Origin of the sequence: Streptomyces sp. NPDC021080, from assembly GCF_044333225.1 — a bacterium.
In the GTDB taxonomy this organism is placed as follows: domain Bacteria; phylum Actinomycetota; class Actinomycetes; order Streptomycetales; family Streptomycetaceae; genus Streptomyces.
The window spans coordinates 48,786-68,035 of the sequence record NZ_JBIRQM010000013.1 but is presented as its reverse complement, the minus strand read 5'-3'; the positions used below and the strand labels follow the sequence as shown (position 1 = coordinate 68,035).

Genomic DNA, 19,250 nt, shown 5'->3' with positions numbered 1-19,250 from the left:
ACGTCCCGAACCACCCCCGAGAGAAAGGTCAGCCGTGTCAGAACGAATATCGACCCCAAGCCGGAGAACGGGCGCCGGAAAGGATTCCGTCGCCTTCGACGACGACGCGACGCTTCACGCGATGGGATATCCGAGAAAGCTCACCCGTCGATTCCAGGCGTTCGACAATTTCGCGATCTCCTTCACCATCATCAACATCATTTCCGGTATTTTCTCGTCCTTCGGGTTCGGAATGAACGCCGGCGGCCCGCGCATTCTCGTGTTCGGCTGGATCGGCGTCTCCGTGATGGTGCTCTTCATCGGTGCCGCGATGGCGGAAGTCGCCTCCGCCTATCCGACCAGCGGGGCGCTCTATTTCTCCGCCGGAAAGCTCGCCAAGCGGCACAAGGGTGCCTGGTCCTGGTACACCGGGTGGCTGAATTTCGTGGGTCAGGTGGGGGGTACGGCCGCCACCGGATACGCGGCCGCCACCTTCATCCAAGCGTTCGTCGCACTGCAGTGGCACTCGTACGAGCCGACCGCTCAGCAGACGGTCCTCATCACGGCGCTGATCATCGTGCTCCAGGGTTTGGCCAATACCTACACCGTCCAGCTCGTCGCCGTGCTCAACCGGATCTCCGTGTGGTGGCTGCTGATCGGGCTCGTCGTGATCGTGGGCACACTCACCGTGATGCCCGACGATCACCAGTCGGCCTCGTTCGTCACGCATTTCGCGAACAACACCGGTTTCACGAACGGGATTTACGGAGGGATGCTCGGCCTGCTGGTCACCAGCTGGACCTTCACGGGCTTCGACGGCAGCTTCCACATGTCCGAGGAAACGGTGCGGGCCACGGTCAACGCACCGAAGGGGATCACCCGTTCGATCGGCTATTCGGCGATCACCGGGCTCATCCTGATGCTTGCCCTTGTGTACAGCATTCATGATTATGACCGGGTCGCCGCCTCCTCGGCGCCGCCCGTGCAGATTCTCATCGACGGACTTGGCATGGGCATGGCTAAGTTCATCCTGCTCATCGTGATCGGGTCCATGCTCTTCTGCGGGCTGGCCAACCTGACCAGCAACACCCGGCAGATCTTCGCCTTCTCCCGGGACGGCGCGATGCCGGGCTCGCGCTGGTGGCACTCCGTCTCGCCGCGCACCCGGACCCCCGTCAAGGCGGTCTGGCTGGCGGTCGCCTGCTCGCTGGCCCTCGTCCTGCCCGGCTGGTGGTCGCACACCGCCTTCACGGCCATCGTCAGCGTCAACGTCGTCGGACTGTTCCTCGCCTACGCCGTGCCGGTCTTCCTGCGGCTGCGGCTCGGCGACGACTTCCAGCCCGGACCGTGGAACCTCGGCCGCTGGAGCAAGCCCATCGGCTGGGTGGCCGTGACCTGGATCCTCGCCAGCAGCGTGCTCTTCATGCTGCCCCAGGTCTCGCCGATCACCGGGGACAACTTCAACTACGCCTCGATCGCCCTGGCCGTGGTGCTGATCGTCGCGACGGTGTGGTGGTTCGCCACGGCGCGCCGCCGCTTCCAGGGTCCCGTCAGCTACGGCCGCCCCGACGAGGTCGCGGCCATGGACCTCGTCTGATCACCCGTCCGCCCCGGCCCCGGCACCCGCCGGGGCCGGGGCGTCCCAGGTCATGCCAGTGGTCCCGACCAATATTGGTGGGCGCGGCACGGGCCGAAGTGCTGGCAGAAGTCGCCTCCCGGCGTCCATAGTTGGCGCACGACAGAGCATTGGGCCCGCCCGTTCCGGACACCCTGGGGGTTCTCCACCCATGAGCAGAGCCGAACAGCCGTCCCGCAGAATCGTCCTGGCCGCCGCGGTCGCCGCGGCGGCGGTGGGGGCCGCGGGCCCCTCGGCCGCCGCCGCTCCGGCCCGCCGGACCAGAGCGCCCGGAGGTCTCGTCGACAACCGCGCCTGGACCTCGTACAGCGACTGGCGCGCGGGCAGCGCGGCGGGTACGCGGGCCGTGCAGGGCGTCCGGCCCGGTCTGGTGATCGCCGCCCCGGCCGGCCGGACGGACTACACCGACCCGCACACCGGCAGGACCGCCACCTGGGAGTACGCCACCTGGACCTCGCCGGTCCACCGGCTCTCGGTCCCCGCCACGGAGGCCATCGCCTCCTGGAACGCGCACACCCCGGCCGGCACCTGGCTCCAGGTCGAACTGACCGGCACCTACTCGGACGGCACGGACACCCCCTGGTACGTGATGGGCCGCTGGGCCTCCGGCGACCAGGACATCCGGCGCACCTCCGTGGACGACCAGACCGACGGCCGCAGCACGATCTGGACGGACACCTTCTCCATCGACGACGCCGCCTCCGGCCTGCGCCTCGTCTCCTACCGGCTGCGCCTGACGCTCTACCGCACCCCGGGGGCCAGGATCACGCCCACCGTGTGGCGCCTCGGCGCGATGGGCTCCGACATCCCGGACCGCTTCACCGTCCCCGCCTCGGCCCCGGGCCTCGCCCAGGAGCTGAACGTGCCGCGCTACTCGCAGGAGATCCACGCCGGCCAGTACCCCGAGTACGACAACGGCGGCGAGGCCTGGTGCAGCCCCACCTCCTCGCAGATGATCATCGAGTACTGGGGGCGCAGGCCCACCGCCGAACAGCTCGCCTGGGTCGACCCGGCGTACGCCGACCCCCAGGTGTGCCTCGCGGCCCGCTCCACCTACGACTACCAGTACGCCGGATGCGGCAACTGGCCCTTCAACGCCGCCTACGCGGCCACGTACAAGGATCTCCAGGGCGTGGTGACCCGGCTCGGCTCGCTCACCGACCTGGAGACGCTGATCGCCGCGGGCATCCCGGCCATAACGTCCCAGTCGTTCCTCAAGTCCGAGCTGACGGGCGCGGGTTACGGCACCTCGGGCCACCTCATGACGGTCATAGGGTTCACCGCGGACGGCGATGTCATCGCCAATGACCCGGCGTCGCCCGGCGACGACGCGGTGCGCAGGGTCTACAAGCGCTCCGAGTGGGAGAACATCTGGCTGCGGACCAAGCGCTACAACGCCTCCGGGAAGGTCGTCTCCGGCACCGGCGGGGTCTGCTACCTGTACTTCCCGGCGCATCCTTCCTCCCGGCAGCGCAAGGCGCTCGCGGCGGTGGGCGTCCGGTGACGTGAGGGCGGCTCCCGCGGTCCGCGGGAGCCGCCGCCCGGCCGCCCGGGGCCCGTGTGACGAGACACACACGAGCCGTGCCGGGTGGAATCCGGCGGGCGCGAAGCCCGTCGAGTCGCGGACGTGACCCGGGTCTCTACCGGTGGCGGCGGCTCCGGTGGCAAGGTGGTCGGGTCGGTGGGGAGCCGGCAGGAGGCGGGGGACGTCACCGCACCACTACGTCAGCGAGATGCCATGACCGCGAGCCCCGTCACCGCCCCTCGTCTCCGTACCCGCACCGGAGGCCCCGAGGACAACGGTCCGAAGATCCTCGAACACGTGCTGGGCTGGATCCTCGTGGTGGTCGTGGCGATCCTGGTGACCCGGCTCGGACTGGTCTGAGCCGCCGCGCCGCCAGGCCCCGCGGCGCGCGGCCCGTACCGGGGCGAGCACGGGCCGATCGTCCCCGGATGACGGTCGCCACGGTTCTGCCATACTGCGCATGTTCCGTCGGCAGTTGGAGACCAGGGCCGGAATTGAATAATAGTCAACAGTACGAGATCGACCGCCCCCGGGCGCGGGGCACCGACCGTTCGCTGGCGCGCCGCGCCGAACTCATCGCCATCGGACGGAAGTTGTTCGCCGACACGTCGTACGACGCACTGTCGATGGATGACATCGCACGGCAGGCGCATGTCGCCAAGGGGTTGATCTACTACTACTTCAAGTCCAAGCGCGGCTACTACCTCGCCATCGTCGAGGACTCGGTCGCGGATCTGGTCTCCCGGGCCGCCGACGGGGTGGAGCTCCCCCCGGTGGAGCGGGTCCAGCGCACGATCGACGGTTATCTCCGCTACGCCGAGCACAATCAGGCCGCCTACCGCACGATCATCACGGGCGGTGTCGGCTTCGACACCGAAGTGCAGGCGATACGCGAGGGCGTGCGCGAGGCGATCGTCTCGACGATCGCCGAAGGGGCGTACGGTCGGGGCAGGGTCGGACCGCTGCCGCGCATCGCCCTGCTGGGCTGGCTGCACGGCGTCGAGGGGGCCACCCTCGACTGGATCGGCCATCCGGTGCTGCCGCGCGAGACGATGCGCGAACTGCTGGTGAAGATGCTGGGGGGTGCGATGCGCGCCGTCGAGGAACTCGACCCCTCCTATGCCGCCCCGCCCGACGCCCGGCGGGACAACTGACGGAACCCTATGAGGACTAGACCACCTTGTCAATGGTTCGGACCAATTCCCGGTCCCCTCGGCGGGCGGCCGTGATCCGCCGGGTGTGTTCCGCCGGCGAACGGTCGTCGTTCGCCGGCGGTGTGCCTCCGTTCGGGCGTACTCCCGGCGCCACGGCCGCTGTTCGCCGGGTTCCGTGATCCGGACCGGGAGCATCGGCGGGGCCAGGTGAGAGCCGGCGGCCGTGCCCCCGGGTGCGGGTCCGTCGGCGTGACCGACCCGTCAGGAGCGTCGCCGTGCCCGATCACGCACCGCAGCCGGTGGACCGTCAGCTGCCCACGGACGAGGCCCGGGACCTGATCGCGCTCGTCCGTGACATGGCGCGGCGCGAGATCGCCCCGAACGCGGCCGAGGAGGAGGACGCCGGCCGCTTTCCGCGCGAACTCTTCGGGCTGCTCTCGGAGTCCGGACTGCTCGGACTGCCGTACGATCCCGCCCACGGTGGCGGCGGCCAGCCGTACGAGGTGTACCTCCAGGTCCTGGAGGAGCTCGCCATGGCACGCCTCACGGTGGGGCTCGGCGTCAGCGTCCACACCCTGGCCTGCCACGCGCTCGCGCACCACGGGACCGAGGAGCAGCGGGCCGCGTACCTGCCCGCGATGCTCGGCGGCGGCCTGCTCGGCGCGTACTGCCTCTCCGAGCCCTCCTCGGGGTCCGACGCCGCCGCCCTGCGGACGAAGGCGGTGCGGCAGGGGGACCACTGGGTCCTCACCGGCACCAAGGCGTGGATCACGCACGGCGGCGTGGCCGACTTCTACACGGTGTTCGCGCGCACCGGCGGCGAGGGCAGGCGCGGCATCACGGCCTTCCTGGTGCCCGGCGACGCCGACGGTCTGCGGGCTTCGTCGCCCGAGCGGAAGATGGGGATGAAGGGTTCCCCGACCGCGCAGGTCCATTTCGACGGGGTGCGGGTCGCCGACGGCCGTCGCCTCGGCGACGAGGGCCAGGGTTTCGCGATCGCCCTGTCGGCGCTCGACTCCGGGCGGCTCGGCATCGCGGCCTGCGCGACCGGTCTGGCCCAGGCCGCGCTGGACGAGGCCGTCGCGTACGCCACCGTGCGCCGCCAGTTCGGGAGGAGGATCGCGGACTTCCAGGGCCTTCGGTTCCTGCTCGCGGACATGGCCACCCGGATCGAGGCCGGCCGTGCCCTCTGCCTGACCGCCGCCCGGCTGCGTGACGCCGGCCGGCCCTTCTCCAGGCAGGCGGCCATGGCGAAACTGCTGTGCACGGACGGGACGATGAAGGTCACCACGGACGCCGTCCAGGTCCTGGGCGGGTACGGGTACACCGCCGACTTCCCGGCCGAGCGCTACCTGCGCGAGGCGAAGGTGCTGCAGATCGTCGAGGGCACCAATCAGATCCAGCGCATGGTCATCGCGCGGCACCTCGTGGGTCCCGAGGCGAGCTGAGGCCGTCGTGCGGGTCCGCGCCCATGCCGAACTCGTTCCGCGGATCCCGGGACGCTCCGAAGCGGGCGTCGTCGTGCGGCTCCCGGCCCGGGGTGAAGCGTTCCTCCCCGCGCGGCTCCGTGAACGCACCGAACTGCCCGTACCCGTACAGCCCCGACGGTGCCGCCAGGCGCACCCACTCGGGGTCGTGGCGCCCCGGCAGCGTGCGGCCGCGATCGGCCCAGGCGCGCATCAGGGCGCGGTAGATGGGCGGATCCTGAGCCGGCGGGGCCGGCGGTGGCGGCGGTACCCAGTGAACCGACTGCACCGGAGCCGGTACGAGGATCCGGCGCCTGCGCCCGGTCGCGGAAGGTGTGGGGCTCATACCGGGGCAACGTGCGGGCGGGCCGACAGGTCACCGGCCCGCGCCGTCGGGCGTGTGTTCGCGACGGGACCCCTGGGAGGTCCGCGTGACGGGGCCCACGGGGTGAGCGCGACCGGACCCGCGGGGCGAGCGTGACGGGGCGCGCGGGGGAGGCGTGACGGCCCGCCGGGCAGGTGTGACGGGGCCTGCGAGGCAGGCATGACGGGCCTGTGAGGCAGGTGTGACGGAAGCCGCGGGAGAGGTGTGACGGGGTGCGCGGGACAGGTGTGACGGCCCGCGAGGGCAAGCGTGACGGGCCGCGGGGCAAGCGTGACGGAAGCCGCGGGGAGGCGTGACGGGATGCGCGGGACGGGCGTGACGGCCCGCGAGGCAGGCGCGACGGCTTGCGGGGTGAGCGTGACGGGAGCCGCCGGGCAAGCGTGACGGGAGCCCGTGAGGCCCGCGGAGGCGCGTGCTGTCTGGTCCCCCGCATCCATCTGACGTACCGTCAATTCCGCCGCCGGGGGCCGTGCCTCTCCGGGCGACGTCAACTGCCGTGCGGAACCGGAGGCTTGACGTGATCGACGAACGCCCCGTCCCCCTCGACGAGTACCCCGTGCACCAGGTCCCGCTGTCCATGAGGCATGTCGCGAGCGGCGACCGCAACGCCTACGACCGCTGTATCTTCCATGTCCTCGACCACCGGGGCCGCGCCCTGCTGATCCTCGGCCTCGGCGTCTATCCGAACGTGGGTGTGATCGACGCGTACGCCACGCTGCGCCTCGGCGACGCGCTGCACGCCGTCCGGGCGTCCGACGCGCTCGGCGACGACCGGATGAACCTGGCCGTGGGGCCCCTGGAGATCACCGTCGAGGAGCCGCTGCGCCGGCTGCGGCTGCGCAGCGACGACGCCTCCCTGGCGTACGACATCACCTGGACCGCCGACTTCCCGGCCCTGTGGGAGCCCCACCACGTCCAGCGGCGCGGCGGCAGGCTCACCCTGGAGGGCCGGCGCTTCGTGCAGGCGGGCGCCGTCGAGGGCGTCATCCGCGTCGGGGGCGAGGAGATACCCGTGGACCCGGGGGAGTGGACCGGCACCCGGGACCGGAGCTGGGGGGTGCGCCCCCTTCCGGGGGAGGAGGGCGGCAGACTCGCCGCCGAGGCGCCGACCGAGGGATTCCACTGGATCTGGTGCCCGGTGCGCTTCGAGGACCGCTTCCTGATGGTCGTCGTCCAGGAGGACGCCGACGGGTACCGCACCCTGGGCGACGCGACCCTCGTGCGCGACGGCGAGCGGGACCTCCAGCTCGGCTGGCCCCAGGCCGACATCACCTACCGCTCCGGTACCCGGCACCCCACCTCGGCCGTCATCCGTCTGACCCGCTCCGTGGACCGCAAGCCGCTGGAACTGGGGGTGGAGGTGCTGGCCTCGTCCCCGCTCGCGATCGGCGCGGGGTATCCGCCGGCCGACGACTGGCAGCACGGCACCTGGCGCGGCCGGGGCTGGAGGGACCACCGCGTCTACGACCTCTCCGACCCGGCCGCACATCCCCTCGCCCGCTACGGGGTGACCGACCACGCGGCTCGCTTCACCCTCGACGGGCAGGTCGGGTACGGGATCTTCGAGCACGGCTCGTTCGGCCGCCACGACCCGAGCGGCTTCACCGGGTTCGACTCGGTCGCGCCCTGAGAGGAGTGAGGACATGGCCGCAGCGCCCCGACCGCGCACGACCACCCGTGATCCCGAGGAACTCGCGCAGAGGCTGACCGCCTGGCTCGGCACCCGCCTTCCGGGCGCCCGGGCGGTGAACGTGGGCGTCCCCGCGTCCAACGGCCTGTCCAGCGAGACCCTGCTCTTCGACATCGAGCACCCCGAACCACCCCTGCGCGCCTGTGCGTTGAGACTGGCGGCGGACCCGGCGGCGTACACCGTGTTCCCGGTCTACGACATGGCCGGGCAGTACCGCACGATGCGCCTGGTCCACGAGTGCAGCGACCTCCCGGTGCCGCGCGTGACATGGCTGGAGGAGGACCCCGGGCCGCTCGGGGCGCCGTTCTTCGTGATGGAACGCGTCGCCGGGCGCGTACCGCCCGACGTCATGCCCTATACGTACGAAGGCAATTGGCTGCACGCGGCGGGCGATGCCGAACGCGAGCACCTGGAGGCGGCCTCGATCGGGCTCCTCGCCCGGCTCCACGACCAGGTCCCCCTGAAGCGGGCGGACTTCCTCGCGCTGCCCGGAGACGGCAGCCCGCTGCGCCGCCATGTCACCTCCCAACGCGCCTACTACGCGTGGGTGATCGAGGGACTGTCGCCCTCACCGCTCATCGAGAGCGCCTTCGACCGGCTGGAGGAGCTGTGGCCGCGCCACGAGGGCGAGGCGGTGCTGAACTGGGGCGACGCGCGCATCGGGAACGTCGTCTACGACGGCTTCGACCCCGTCGCCGTACTCGACTGGGAGATGGCGGCACCGGCCCCGCGCGAGGTCGACCTCGGCTGGACCGTGTACCTGCACCGCTTCTTCCAGGACCTGACCGTCGGGTTCGGGCAGCGCGGGCTGCCCGGCTTCCTGCGCCGCGACCGCGTCGAGGCCCGCTACGCCGCCCTCACCGGCCACACGCCCCGCGACATGGACTTCTACACGCTGTACGCCGCCCTGCGGCACGCGATCGTCATGCTGCGCATCGCCTACCGCCAGGCGTACTTCGGCGAGGTGAGCGTCCCCCCGGACCCGGACACACTGATCCTGCACCACGGCAGCCTGCGGGCCATGGTGCAGGGCAGCTACTGGGACGAAGCGGGCGACACCCGCTGAACGTGCCGAGCGGTCAGGCCGCGCGCCGCATGTCGGAGACCCGCATGGGGACCGAGCCCGGCCCGCCCACGTGGGAGAACGGCTGCGTACGCCAGTTCAGGCCCTGGGGGAGCGTCAACAGGAGGGCGGTGTCCTGCTGCTGGGGTTCCGCGGAGTCGTCCGCGGAGCGTGCCTCGGCGGCCGCGCGGCCCGTGCCCGAACAGACGGTGAGCCCGAACGGGTTCCACGGGGAGGCGCACAGGGCGTGCTCCGGCAGGACCTCCTCGTCCGCGAGCAGCGCGATGGGCTGCGCGCAGGCCGGGCAGATGACCCGGTACATCTCGAACGTGTCGTACGCGTCGAACTCGTCGCCGTCCAGGGCGTCGGATTCGACACCCTCCGGCTCGGGCTCGAGAACGGCCTGCTGCCGCTTGGGTGCGGTACGACCAGGGCGCTTCAGACTCTGCATGGGATTCTCCCCCTCGGGTGGGCCGACAAGGCGCTGCGACCTCGACCACAGCAAGCACTTCCCGCCCCGTCTCCGCGGTAATCACGCGAACTTCGCGGACCCGGTTGCATTCATGTGTCCTTCGTCACATGCCGCCCGCAGGTGCCCGGTCCGATGGAACGCGACGGCCGGCCGTCGCGTTCCATCGGACCGGACCACATCACAAAGCGGGTATGACCTGCACCGCTGAGGTATCCCGGGGATCAACGGCCCTGTAGGTTCTTGCGTCATGGAGGAGCTGGACCGACAGATCGTGCAGCTGCTCGTCGCAGACGGGCGGATGAGTTACACCGACCTGGGCAAGGCCACGGGCCTGTCCACGTCCGCCGTGCACCAGCGGGTGCGCCGTCTCGAGCAGCGCGGCGTGATCCGGGGCTATGCCGCGGTCGTGGACCCGGAGGCCGTCGGGCTGCCCCTGACCGCCTTCATCTCGGTGAAACCGTTCGACCCCAGCGCGCCCGACGACATCGCCGAACGCCTCGCGGGCGTCCCCGAGATCGAGGCCTGCCACAGCGTCGCGGGCGACGAGAACTACATCCTCAAGGTACGGGTATCGACCCCGCACGAACTCGAGGAACTCCTCGGGCGGTTGCGGGCGCTCGCGGGCGTGTCGACACGCACCACGGTCGTCCTGTCGACACCGTACGAATCCCGCCCGCCCCGCATCTGAGGATCGCGCCGCCGGGAGACCTGGGACCCGCCGGGCGCGGAGGTGCGTTCCCGCGGGTCCGGACGGTGCGCCCCCGCGGGACCGGACGGGCGCGGACCCGGCCGCCACGCCGGCCGGCCCCACCCGGGCGCCGGCCGGCCGCCGGCAGGCGCGAGACTGTCCCCATGAGTGAGAGCACCGCCCCGTCGGACACCGTGCTGCTGCGCGGTGGAGAAGTCCACAGCCCCGCCGACCCCTTCGCGACCGCCATGGTCGTGGAACGGGGTCACGTCGCCTGGGTCGGCTCCGAAGGCGCCGCCGACGCCTTCGCGGCCGGGGTCGACGAGGTCGTGGACCTCGAAGGCGCCCTGGTCACCCCGGCCTTCACCGACGCGCACGTGCACACCACCGCCACCGGCCTCGCGCTCACCGGCCTCGACCTGTCCGACGCGCCGTCCCTGGAAGCCGCCCTCGCCCTCGTACGCGAGTTCGCCGCCGCCCGTCCGGCCGACCGGGTGCTGCTCGGCCACGGCTGGGACGCGGCCCGCTGGCCCGGTGGTCGCCCCCCGGCCCGCGCCGAGCTCGACGCCGCGACCGGCGGACGCCCGCTCTACCTCTCCCGCATCGACGTGCACTCCGCCGTGGCCACCAGCGCCCTGCTGGACCTGGTCCCCGGCGTCACGGAGCTCGCCGGGTACGCGCCCGACGGCCCCCTGACCCGTGACGCCCACCACGCGGTGCGCGCCGCGGCTCTCGGCGCGGTCGGCGCCGGGCAGCGCACCGAGGCCCAGCGTGCCGCGCTCGCCCACGCCGCCTCGCTCGGCATCGGCACCGTGCACGAGTGCGCGGGCCCCGAGATCTCCTCCGAGGACGACTTCACCGGACTGCTGCGGCTCGCCGCCGAGGAACCCGGACCGAGGGTCGTCGGCTACTGGGCCGACCGCGATGTCGAGAAGGCGCGGGCCCTGGGCGCCGTCGGCGCGGCCGGCGACCTGTTCGTCGACGGCTCCCTCGGCTCCCACACCGCCTGCCTGCACGAGCCGTACCTCGACGCGGACCACACGGGGATCGCCCACCTCGACGCGGACGCCGTCGCCGCCCACGTGGTGGCCTGCACCGAGGCGGGCCTCCAGGCGGGCTTCCACGCCATCGGGGACGCCGCGGTGGCCTCCGTGGTCGACGGCGTCCGCACCGCCGCGGAGAAGGTCGGCCTGGCCCGCGTGCGCGCCGCCCGGCACCGCGTCGAGCACGCCGAGATGCTCACCCCGGAAACCGTCGCCGGCTTCGCCGAACTCGGCCTCACCGCCTCCGTACAGCCCGCCTTCGACGCGCTGTGGGGCGGCGAGGACGGCATGTACGCCCAGCGGCTCGGAGCCGACCGGGCCCGGTCGCTCAACCCGTTCGCGGCCCTGCTGCGGGCCGGGGTGCCGCTGGCCTTCGGCTCCGACAGCCCCGTGACCCCGCTCGACCCGTGGGGCACCGTGCGCGCGGCGGCCTTCCACCGCACGCCCGGGCACCGGGTGTCCGTGCGGGCCGCGTTCACGGCCCACACCCGGGGCGGCTGGCGGGCCGTCGGACGGGACGACGCGGGCATCCTGGTGCCCGGAGCGCCCGCGGACTACGCCGTGTGGCGCACCGGCCACCTCGTCGTGCAGGCCCCCGACGACCGGGTCGCGCGCTGGTCCACCGACCCCCGCTCCGGCACTCCCGGACTGCCCGATCTGACCCCCGGCGCCGACCTGCCCGTCTGTCTGCGCACCGTGGTCGGCGGACGGACGGTATTCGTACGGCCCAACGAGTGATGTCCCGGGGTGCCGGGCGCGCTTCCAAGGCCCGGCACGCCGTCGTTCGGCCCGCGTGTCTGCGTCTCTGACCTGGGCTTTTTCGGTAAAGGTGCAGATCAAGCCAGTGTTGACAGCTGGCCGCAGGGGGCGGGTAGGTTCGGGCCCGTCCACCACCGGACGGCCGGCCGGGGAACTCCGTACGGCCTCGTGGCGCCGCTGGGTCAGGGGTGGTGCGCCGCACCGGCGCATCGCCACTGGGAGCCAGGCCCAGCGTCGGCGCCGCGGGGCGAGGGAACGTTCCGACACGTCGGCAGGTGCGACCCGGGTGGGGCCCGGACGTTCAGTAGACAACGGCTTTCGGTCGACCCGCAGCCAGCGGGCCCCAGGTCGGCCCGAAGGGCGCCGGGCCCCGATCCGCAGGACGCCGCAGGACGTGATGTCCGTTTTGGTGGGACCGCTCTTACCCGTCTCTTGGCGAATCGACACCCCAACAGGGCTGCCGCGACGCAGGAGCGCAGGCTGGGCGCACTATGGTGGTGCTCTGCGTACGGGACACGAAGGGGCAGCAGTGAACGACGGCGACGGGACCCTCGCGGCGGAAGCCCAGGGGAGGCGGTTCGGTCCGCTCGGCACGGCCTTGGTGATCATTCCGACCTATAACGAGGCGGAGAACATCAAGAAGATCGTCGGCCGGGTGCGATCCGCCGTGCCCGAGGCGCACGTTCTGGTGGCGGACGACAACAGCCCCGACGGCACGGGCAAGCTGGCCGACGAGCTCGCCGCCGACGACGAGAACGTCCAGGTCCTGCACCGCAAGGGCAAGGAAGGGCTCGGTGCCGCCTACCTCGCGGGGTTCCGCTGGGGCCTGGAGCACGGCTACGGCGTCCTCATCGAGATGGACGCCGACGGCTCGCACCAGCCGGAGGAACTTCCCCGCCTGCTGACCGCGCTCAAGGGAGCCGACCTCGTGCTCGGCTCGCGCTGGGTGCCGGGCGGCCGCGTGGTGAACTGGCCCAAGTCCCGCGAGTTCATCTCGCGCGGCGGCAGCCTCTACTCCCGTGTCCTGCTCGACGTACCGATCCGGGACGTCACCGGCGGCTACCGCGCCTTCCGCCGCGAGACCCTCGAAGGCCTCGGCCTCGCCGAGGTCGCCTCCCAGGGCTACTGCTTCCAGGTCGACCTGGCCCGCCGCGCCGTGAAGGCCGGCTATCACGTCGTCGAGGTCCCGATCACCTTCGTCGAACGCGAGCTGGGCGACTCCAAGATGAGCCGCGACATCCTGGTGGAGGCGCTGTGGCGCGTCACCACCTGGGGCGTGAGCGAGCGGGTCGGGCGCATCACGGCCCGCCGCAAGCAGTCCTGACCGTTCTGGCACCGCACGGGCCCACCGGCTCTCCCGGCGACAGGACGGGCCGGTGGGCCGCGTCGCAGCCGGGGGCTCCGCGCGCGGTGTCCTCACGGTGGGGCCGGCCGCCGACGCGGATTGAGCATCCGCTTATCCCGTATTGAGGCGGGCCCAGGCACACTGGGAGCATGACGACAGGCGTTCCGACCCCCAGTCCCTCCCGTCCGCGGCGCTCGCGGCTGCGCACCTTCCTGCCGCTCGGTGTCGCGGTGTGGCTGGTGCTGGAGATCTGGCTGCTGACGCTCGTCGCGCATGCCACCAGCGGCTTCACGGTGTTCCTGCTGCTGGTCGCGGGGTTCGTTCTCGGCTCCGTGGTCATCAAGCGGGCCGGCCGCCGTGCCTTCCGGAATCTGAGCCAGACGCTCCAGCAGGCGCAGGGCGGTGTGACGTCCCCGGGCGAGGGCGGCCGGGGCAACGGCCTGACGATGCTCGGTGGTCTGCTCCTGATGATCCCGGGGCTGATCTCCGACGCGATCGGTCTGCTTCTGCTGGTCCCGCCGGTCCAGAAGGGTGTCAGCCGCTACGCGCAGGGTGCCTTCGAGCGCAAGATGCGGCTGGCCGCGCCCGGTTCCGTCGGCGACGCCTTCCAGCAGGCCCGTATCCACCGCCCCGACGGCAAGGTGGTCCAGGGCGAGGTCATCAGGGACGAGACCCCGAGCGAGTCCGGCGGCCACTATCCGCCGCTGAACCGCTGACGGTCACTCACTCCGCCGGGGTCCCCGGGCCGTGACACGGCCCGGGGACCCCGGCGGAGCCGCGTTCCCCGGAGCCGCATTGCCGGTACCGCATGACCGGTACCGCGTTCATTCACCGCAACGCACGAGACCGCGGGCCCCGTACCTGACGTACGGTGCCCGCGGTCTCGGCGTGCGGTGTATGCCGCTCGACCCTCTGAGGGGTCAGGCGGACTTTCGGCTGTCCCGCGGATGTACCGCGATGTTCATCGCGCCGGAGCGAAGAACGGCCAGACGCTCCTCGAGGACCTCTTCGAGCTCCTCGCGAGTGCGCCGCTCCATCAGCATGTCCCAGTGCGTGCGCGCGGGCTTCGCCTTCTTCTCCTCAGGGCCGTCGCCGTCGACGAGAAGTGCCTGGGCCCCGCAGACCTTGCACTCCCACTCCGGCGGAATTTCGGCCTCCACCGAGAAGGGCATCTCAAACCGGTGCCCCTTCTCGCATGCGTACTCCACGGCCTGGCGCGGAGCCAGGTCGATGCCGCGGTCCGTCTCATAGCTGGTCACTACGAGGCGTGTGCCGCGAAGAGCTCGCTCACTCATGAATCGTGCCTCCCGGGCTTGTCGCCCACAGGACAGGTGTCGCTGTCGTCGTCATCCGGTCAACGTCCGGTCGGCGGTAAAGATTCCCGTTGTGGGTCATGCGTCGCCGTCGTAGCCGCCCCTTGTTGTACCCACCGTCGCCCGGTTTGTCACATCTGGCATCAGATGTCACCCAACGCTTCAGTATCATTGACGCGCAGTAACGGTACGCCAGGCAGGCCAAACGCGTACACTACCGCTCTTTGGCCCCGGACGCTAAATCATCTCGGGTACGGGATTGCCCGCGTCCCGCACCGCCTGGCGCACCGGAACCCGTGCGAGCAGGACGAACCCGATGACGAAGAAGGCCACGAGCGAGATGATCGCGTCCCGGTAACTTCCCGTCAGCTGGTAGGTCAGCCCGAACAGCAGCGGTCCGAGCCAGCTCATCCCGCGGTCGCTCATCTCGTACGCGGAGAAGTACTCGGCCTCCTTGCCGCTCGGCACGAGGTGCGAGAACAGCGAGCGCGACAGCGCCTGGCTGCCGCCGAGGACCAGCCCGATGCACGAGGCCAGGAAGAAGAACCACACGGGCGCGCCGGCGGGCAGGAAGTACCCGGCGGCGAGGGTGAGCGTCCAGGCGACGAGCGAGCCGAGGATGGTGCGTTTGGCGCCGTACGTACGGGCCAGCCGGCCCATGCCCAGTGCGCCCCCGACCGCGAGCACCTGCACCAGGAGTACGGCCGTGATCAGGGTCGACTGGCTGAGGCCCAGTTCCTCGGAGCCGTAGACCGAGGCCTGCGAGATGACGGTCTGGATGCCGTCGTTGTAGATGAGATAGGCGAGCAGGAAGGACAGCGTGAGGGGCTGGCGGCGCATGTCGCGCACCGTGGCGGCCAGCTGCCGCCATCCGTGCGCGGACGCCTGTCCGGCGGAGGCGGACGGCACCCGGCGGTCGCGCAGCCGCTTCAGCGGTACGAGGGTGAAGGCGCCCCACCAGACACCTGCCGAGGCCAGACAGATGCGCACGGCCGTCGACTCGGAGACGCCGAAACTGTCATGGGCCGTGAACAGGACCAGGTTCGCCACCAGGACCAGCGAGCCCGCCGCGTACCCGAAGGCCCAGCCCCGGGAGGAGACGGCGTCGCGCTCCTCGGGCGGGGCGATCTGCGGGAGGTAGGAGTTGTACAGGACCATCGACACCGCCAGCGAGGCGTTCGCGACGATCAGCAGCAGCCCGCCCAGCAGATAGCGGTCGCCGTCCAGGAAGAACATGCCGGTGGTGGCCGCGGCGCCCAGGTAGGCCGCCGCCGCGAGCAGCGGTTTCTTGCGGCCGGTGCGGTCGGCGGCGGCGCCCGCCATCGGCATCACGACGATCGACAGGATGACCGAGGCGGAGACCGCGTACGCGAAGAAGGAACCGGCGCGGAGCGGTACCCCCAGCGGATGGACGAACCCGTCCGCGTCCGCCGCGTGCTTGGCCACCGCCGTCAGATAGGGGCCGAGGAACACGGTGAGCACGCTCGTCGAATAGACGGAGCAGGCCCAGTCGTAGAAGTACCAGCCGCGCTGTTCTCGCCGGCGCTCCGCGGCCTCGTCGGCCGCCCCCGCCCGCACGGTGTCCGTGCTCACCCGTGCCCTCGCTTCCCCGTGAACGGACCGCGCGAGGAGGCTCAGAACCAGGTGCCCCGGTCTTCCAGGACCTTGCGCAGTGTGTCGATGTGATCGGTCATGATGCCATCGACTCCCAGGTCCAGGAGCCGGTGCATGCGTTCCGATTCGTTTACGGTCCACACGTGCACCTGGAGGCCGCGCGCGTGGGCGGCCCGCACGAAGCGGCGGTCGACCACCGGCACCCCCGACTGGGTCTCGGGAACCTGGGCCGCGACCGCGGAGCGGCGCACCGCGGCCGGCACGCCCCAGGAGCGCAGCCGCAGGTTGAGCACCCCCCTGGTGCCGAACGAGGTCGCGAGGCGCGGCCCGGCCAGATGCTGGGCACGGGTCACGCGGGCCTCGGAGAACGAACCGACACAGATCCGGTCCCAGGCGTCGGTGCGGCCGATCAGGTCGAGCAGCGGGAGGAGGGCGGGTTCCGCCTTGACGTCGATGTTCCAGCGGACCTCGGGGAACTCCTCGAGCAGTTCCTCGAAGAGGGGGACCGGCTCCTTGCCCGCCACGCGCGCCTGGCGCACGTCGTCCCAGGGGAGGTCCGCGATCCTGCCCGCGCCGTCGGTCACCCGGTCGAGGGTCGTGTCGTGGAAGGCGACCAGCCTGCCGTCCGCCGTGGCGTGCACGTCGGTCTCGATGTAGCGGTACCCGGCGTCCACCGCCCGCCGGAACTGCGTCAGGGTGTTCTCCAGGCCGTCCGCAGACCCGCCGCGGTGCGCGAAGGGGATCGGGCCGGGGTGGTCGAGGTAGGGGTGCAGAGTGCGGGTGCTCACCCGGGCAGTATGGCGCGCTCGGGTTGACCAGGGGCGACAACGGCGCTGCCGACCGGTGCCGGACGGGCGGCGAACACCCGCAGGAAGAGCTGGGCCAGGGGGCCGATGGCCACGGCGTAGAGCACCGTGCCGACTCCGACCGTGCCGCCGAGCGCGAAGCCGGTCGCGACGACGGCCACTTCGAGGACCGTGCGCACCAGCCGCACCGAGCGGCCCGTACGCCGGTGCAGTCCCGTCATCAGACCGTCGCGGGGGCCGGGGCCGAAGCTGGCCGAGATGTACAGACCCGTGGCCACGCCGTTCAGCGCGACGCCCGCCACCAGCATCGGAACCCGGAGGGCCAGGGAGTGGACGTCCGGGACCAGCGCGAGCGTGCCGTCCATGGCGAGGCCGACCACGAACACGTTCGAGACGGTGCCGAGGCCCGGCCTCTGGCGCAGCGGGATCCACAGGAGCAGCACCGCGGCGCCCACGACGATCGACACCACGCCGATCGTCAGACCGGTCAGCTCGGCGAGGCCCTGGTGCAGTACGCCCCACGGCTCGAGGCCGAGACCCGACTCCACGAGGAGCGCCGCGCTCGCGCCGTACAGGGCGAGCCCGGCGTAGAGCTGGACGAGGCGGCGGGGGAGCCGCCCGGACCCGGGGGCCCCGGCGGGTACGGACTCGGAGCGTGTGGACAAGGAATGCCCCCTCGGTGGTGGTAGTGGCCTGGCTCGTGACACTCTGTGGCGTGGGAAGTGGCTTCAACCATGGCCAATTCGGGGAAGGTGGACTGGAATCATGGCGCAGTGGACTTCGGCGGTGGGGGCCGCGCAGCTGGCCCGGCTCCTCAACTCCCAGCAGGAGCGGCCCGCCGGACCGGGCACCCGGCGCCCGCCCGCCTATCGCGCCCTCGCCGACGGCGTGCGGCTGCTCGTGCTCGAAGGACGGGTGCCGGTCGCGGCCCGGCTGCCCGCCGAACGGGAACTGGCCCTCGCCCTGTCGGTCAGCCGTACGACCGTCGCCGCGGCCTACGAGGCGCTGCGCGCGGAGGGCTTCCTGGAGTCGCGTCGCGGAGCCGGCAGCTGGACCGCGGTCCCCGCGGGGAATCCGCTGCCCGCACGCGGTCTGGAGCCGCTGCCTCCCGAGACCCTCGGTTCGATGATCGACCTCGGCTGCGCGGCACTGCCCGCGCCGGAGCCGTGGCTGACCCGCGCCGTCCAGGGCGCCCTGGAGGAGCTGCCGCCGTACGCGCACACGCACGGCGACTACCCCGCGGGCCTTCCCGCGCTGCGCGCCATGCTCGCCGAGCGGTACACGGCACGGGGAATCCCGACCATGCCCGAGCAGATCATGGTGACCACCGGGGCGATGGGCGCGATCGACGCGATCTGCCATCTCTTCGCGGGCCGCGGCGAGCGCATCGCCGTCGAGTCCCCCTCCTACGCCAACATCCTCCAGCTGATGCGGGAGGCCGGCGCCCGGCTGGTGCCCGTGGCGATGGCCGAGGGGCTGGCCGGCTGGGACATGGACCGCTGGCGCCAGGTCCTGCGCGACGCCGCGCCCCGGCTCGCGTACGTCGTCGCCGACTTCCACAACCCCACCGGCGCGCTCGCCGACGAGGCTCAGCGGCGCGGGCTCGTCGACGCGGCCCGCTCGGCCGGCACCGTCCTCGTCGTCGACGAGACGATGAGCGAGCTGCATCTGGACGAGGGGCTGGAGATGCCGCGCCCCGTGTGCGGCTTCGACCCGGCCGGTTCGACCGTGATCACCGTGGGTTCGGCGAGCAAGGCCTTCTGGGCGGGCATGCGGATCGGCTGGGTGCGGGCCGCCCCCGACGTCATCCGCAGCCTCGTCGCCGCGCGCGCCTACGCCGACCTCGGCACGCCCGTGCTGGAGCAGCTCGCGGTGAACTGGCTGCTCAGCACGGGGGGCTGGGAGGAGGCCGTGGACATCCGGCGCGGTCAGGCCAGGGAGAACCGTGACGCCCTCGTCGCGGCCGTCCGCAGGGAGCTGCCCCGGTGGGAGTTCTCCGTGCCGCGCGGCGGTCTGACCCTGTGGGTGCGCACCGGGGGTCTGTCCGGGTCGCGGCTGGCCGAGGTCGGCGAACGCGTGGGCGTACGGGTGCCCTCGGGGCCGCGGTTCGGGGTGGACGGCGCCTTCGAGGGATACGTCCGGCTCCCGTTCACCGTGGGCGGCGCGGTCGCGGACGAGGCGGCGGCACGGCTGGCCGCGGCCGCCCGGCTGGTGGAGACCGGTGTGAGCGGAGGGGACGACGGGCCCCGGACGTTCGTGGCGTAACCGTACGGGAGCCCCGGGAACGAACGCCGGGAGAGCAGGAGAACGGC

General features: G+C 72.0%; 18 protein-coding genes. 12 read left to right on the top strand and 6 right to left on the bottom strand.

Translation table 11 applies throughout. The annotated features are described in order from the left end of the window. Positions 1-34 precede the first annotated feature (34 nt). From ACH4S8_RS29470 to ACH4S8_RS29450, 5 genes are all read left to right on the top strand, one after another. Positions 35-1,576, top strand: a complete 1,542-nt coding sequence (locus ACH4S8_RS29470) for an amino acid permease (protein ID WP_398399304.1) — start codon at positions 35-37, stop codon at positions 1,574-1,576. 190 nt (positions 1,577-1,766) lie between these two features. After that, positions 1,767-3,119: a peptidase C39 family protein gene (locus ACH4S8_RS29465; protein ID WP_398399302.1), complete on the top strand. Its 1,353-nt coding sequence runs from the start codon at positions 1,767-1,769 to the stop codon at positions 3,117-3,119. 234 nt (positions 3,120-3,353) lie between these two features. Next, positions 3,354-3,500: an SCO1431 family membrane protein gene (locus ACH4S8_RS29460; protein ID WP_398399300.1), complete on the top strand. Its 147-nt coding sequence runs from the start codon at positions 3,354-3,356 to the stop codon at positions 3,498-3,500. Positions 3,501-3,634: 134 nt separating this feature from the next. Further along, positions 3,635-4,294 carry a TetR/AcrR family transcriptional regulator gene (locus ACH4S8_RS29455; protein ID WP_398399298.1) on the top strand — a complete coding sequence of 220 codons (660 nt, stop codon included), beginning with the start codon at positions 3,635-3,637 and terminating at the stop codon, positions 4,292-4,294. A gap of 275 nt (positions 4,295-4,569) precedes the next feature. Next, complete coding sequence (locus ACH4S8_RS29450; protein WP_398399296.1) at positions 4,570-5,742, top strand: acyl-CoA dehydrogenase family protein; 1,173 nt, start codon at positions 4,570-4,572, stop codon at positions 5,740-5,742. On the opposite strand, the gene ACH4S8_RS29445 is transcribed toward ACH4S8_RS29450, so the two are convergent. After that, positions 5,705-6,106, bottom strand: a complete 402-nt coding sequence (locus ACH4S8_RS29445; RefSeq protein ID WP_398399294.1) for a hypothetical protein — start codon at positions 6,104-6,106, stop codon at positions 5,705-5,707. The two genes, ACH4S8_RS29450 and ACH4S8_RS29445, sit on opposite strands and share 38 nt — an antisense overlap. Before the next feature lie 556 nt (positions 6,107-6,662). Between ACH4S8_RS29445 and ACH4S8_RS29440 the strand changes: the two genes are divergently transcribed. Together ACH4S8_RS29440 and ACH4S8_RS29435 are read left to right on the top strand one after the other, a co-directional pair. Further along, positions 6,663-7,775: a hypothetical protein gene (locus ACH4S8_RS29440; RefSeq protein ID WP_398399292.1), complete on the top strand. Its 1,113-nt coding sequence runs from the start codon at positions 6,663-6,665 to the stop codon at positions 7,773-7,775. 13 nt (positions 7,776-7,788) lie between these two features. Further along, positions 7,789-8,901: a phosphotransferase family protein gene (locus ACH4S8_RS29435; protein WP_398399290.1), complete on the top strand. Its 1,113-nt coding sequence runs from the start codon at positions 7,789-7,791 to the stop codon at positions 8,899-8,901. 13 nt (positions 8,902-8,914) lie between these two features. Here the strand turns inward: ACH4S8_RS29435 and ACH4S8_RS29430 are convergent, their stop codons facing one another. Continuing rightward, complete coding sequence (locus ACH4S8_RS29430; protein ID WP_398399288.1) at positions 8,915-9,349, bottom strand: hypothetical protein; 435 nt, start codon at positions 9,347-9,349, stop codon at positions 8,915-8,917. A 268-nt stretch (positions 9,350-9,617) separates the two neighbouring features. Between ACH4S8_RS29430 and ACH4S8_RS29425 the strand changes: the two genes are divergently transcribed. From ACH4S8_RS29425 to fxsA, 4 genes are all read left to right on the top strand, one after another. Further along, positions 9,618-10,058 (top strand): Lrp/AsnC family transcriptional regulator, encoded by a 441-nt coding sequence (locus ACH4S8_RS29425; protein ID WP_037621061.1) that lies wholly within the window; start codon positions 9,618-9,620, stop codon positions 10,056-10,058. A 164-nt stretch (positions 10,059-10,222) separates the two neighbouring features. Continuing rightward, the gene (locus tag ACH4S8_RS29420) at positions 10,223-11,839 is read left to right on the top strand and encodes an amidohydrolase (RefSeq protein ID WP_398399286.1); all 1,617 of its coding nucleotides are present in this window, start codon (positions 10,223-10,225) and stop codon (positions 11,837-11,839) included. A 550-nt stretch (positions 11,840-12,389) separates the two neighbouring features. Further along, positions 12,390-13,184, top strand: coding sequence for a polyprenol monophosphomannose synthase (locus tag ACH4S8_RS29415; RefSeq protein ID WP_398399284.1), 795 nt, complete (start codon positions 12,390-12,392; stop codon positions 13,182-13,184). Between the two features lie 170 nt (positions 13,185-13,354). Then, positions 13,355-13,921, top strand: coding sequence for an FxsA family membrane protein (gene fxsA, locus ACH4S8_RS29410; protein WP_398399282.1), 567 nt, complete (start codon positions 13,355-13,357; stop codon positions 13,919-13,921). 204 nt (positions 13,922-14,125) lie between these two features. Here the strand turns inward: fxsA and ACH4S8_RS29405 are convergent, their stop codons facing one another. The 4 genes from ACH4S8_RS29405 to ACH4S8_RS29390 form a co-directional block, all read right to left on the bottom strand. Then, on the bottom strand, positions 14,126-14,500 hold the full coding sequence (locus tag ACH4S8_RS29405; protein WP_003977404.1) for an RNA polymerase-binding protein RbpA: 375 nt from the start codon (positions 14,498-14,500) through the stop codon (positions 14,126-14,128). 255 nt (positions 14,501-14,755) lie between these two features. Continuing rightward, positions 14,756-16,111: an MFS transporter gene (locus ACH4S8_RS29400; protein ID WP_398399280.1), complete on the bottom strand. Its 1,356-nt coding sequence runs from the start codon at positions 16,109-16,111 to the stop codon at positions 14,756-14,758. A gap of 41 nt (positions 16,112-16,152) precedes the next feature. After that, positions 16,153-16,920 (bottom strand): glycerophosphodiester phosphodiesterase, encoded by a 768-nt coding sequence (locus ACH4S8_RS29395; protein ID WP_398399278.1) that lies wholly within the window; start codon positions 16,918-16,920, stop codon positions 16,153-16,155. Then, complete coding sequence (locus tag ACH4S8_RS29390; RefSeq protein WP_398399276.1) at positions 16,917-17,603, bottom strand: YitT family protein; 687 nt, start codon at positions 17,601-17,603, stop codon at positions 16,917-16,919. Before ACH4S8_RS29390 ends, ACH4S8_RS29395 begins: the two co-directional genes overlap by 4 nt. Before the next feature lie 100 nt (positions 17,604-17,703). Between ACH4S8_RS29390 and ACH4S8_RS29385 the strand changes: the two genes are divergently transcribed. Next, entirely contained in the window at positions 17,704-19,203 is a 1,500-nt protein-coding gene (locus tag ACH4S8_RS29385) for a PLP-dependent aminotransferase family protein (protein ID WP_398399274.1), read from the top strand. Positions 19,204-19,250 lie beyond the last annotated feature (47 nt).